Origin of the sequence: Erythrobacter sp. SD-21 (assembly GCF_000181515.1) — a bacterium.
GTDB lineage: Bacteria > Pseudomonadota > Alphaproteobacteria > Sphingomonadales > Sphingomonadaceae > Qipengyuania.
Genome location: NZ_ABCG01000018.1, coordinates 1 through 1,344 on the forward strand (window position 1 = coordinate 1; position 1,344 = coordinate 1,344).

Here is a 1,344-nt window from a genome sequence, read left to right on the forward strand (position 1 = left end):
CGGCCGGATCACCGCGTTCCGCTAAGATTGAACGATAGGGGCGGTTGGCCCGCTACCCCGCCGAAACATGTCGAGGGTCAGCCGAGCGGCTGGCCCTCGTCCGTTTCATAGACCCGAATATCGCGCGAGGCGGGCGGGTTGGCGGCCATGACTTCCTGGAAGGTGGCCATATGCGCCGAGGCACCATGCGCGTCCAGAGCAGCGCGGTCGCGCCAGCGTTCGAACAGGATCAGCGTGTCGGGATCGGCAATGTCGCGCGCGAAACTGTAATCGAGGCAGCCGTCCTCCGCGCGGCTGGCGCGGACCATTTCGACGATAGCCTTCTGCGTGGCCGCATCGATTGTGCGCCCCAGCCGTATCGTGCCGTTGATCTGGATCATGCGCCTCGCTCCTTCGAAGGGTTAAAAACTGTATTTGTAGACCCGGCTGATGTCGCCGCCCCATTCGCCGTGATAGCGGTCGAGCAGGACCTGCGCGGGGACTTTGCCGGTGACGACGATCTCGTCCAGCGTCTCGAGGAAGCCGGTCTCGTTATCGCCCGAGGTGTTTAGCCGCCCGCGCGCTACAAGCCCCGAACGCGCGATGGCGAGGACGTCCTTCGCCAGATCGCGTAACGTTCCGCCACCCGGGATCGGCGCGTCGAGAGCCAGCTTCGGGACGGCGTTGCGCAGGTCCTCGCGCTCTTCCATCGTCCAGTGCTTGACCGCGTCCCACGCTGCATCGAGCGCGTCCTGTTCGTAGAGCAGGCCGACCCAGAGGGCGGGGAGGGCGCAGATGCGGCTCCATGGACCGCCATCGGCGCCGCGCATTTCGAGAAAGCTCTTAAGGCGAACTTCGGGAAAGGCGGTCGAGAGGTGGTCCCACCAATCGCTCTCGGTGGGTTTTTCTCCCGGAAGGACAGACAGCTTTCCTTCGAGGAAGTCGCGGAAGCTGAGACCTGCCGCGTCGATATACTTGCCCTCGCGAAAGACGAAATACATCGGCACGTCGAGCATGTAGTCGACCCAGCGTTCGTAGCCGAAGCCGTCCTCGAACACGAAGGGCAGCATGCCGGTGCGGTGCGGATCGGTGTCGGACCAGATGTGACTGCGATAGGAGAGGTAGCCGTTGGGTTTGCCTTCCGTGAACGGCGAATTGGCAAACAGCGCGGTGGCGAGCGGCTGGAGCGCGAGGCCGGTGCGGAACTTCTTCGCCATGTCGGCTTCGCTGGAATAGTCGAGGTTCACCTGGATCGTGCAGGTGCGCAGCATCATGTCGAGGCCAAGCGTGCCGACGCGGGGCATGTGCCGCTTCATGATCTCGTAGCGGCCCTTGGGCATCATCGGCAGCTCTTCGCGCGTCTTG

The 1,344-nt window shown here is 63.8% G+C and carries 2 protein-coding genes; both read right to left on the bottom strand.

Features of this window, described 5'->3' with window-relative positions; all coding sequences use genetic code 11:
• Positions 1–77: 77 nt before the first annotated feature.
• Complete coding sequence (locus tag ED21_RS14515; protein WP_006834683.1) at positions 78–380, bottom strand: putative quinol monooxygenase; 303 nt, start codon at positions 378–380, stop codon at positions 78–80.
• Between the two features lie 21 nt (positions 381–401).
• Positions 402–1,344: glutamate--cysteine ligase (locus ED21_RS14520; protein WP_006834684.1), on the bottom strand; the 943-nt coding region annotated here is incomplete at its 5' end.

What these genes read in the sequence shown, in the direction of transcription:
- ED21_RS14515 (WP_006834683.1), bottom strand. Translation starts at nt 380, where the DNA reads ATGATCCAGATCAACGGCACGATACGGCTGGGGCGCACAATCGATGCG.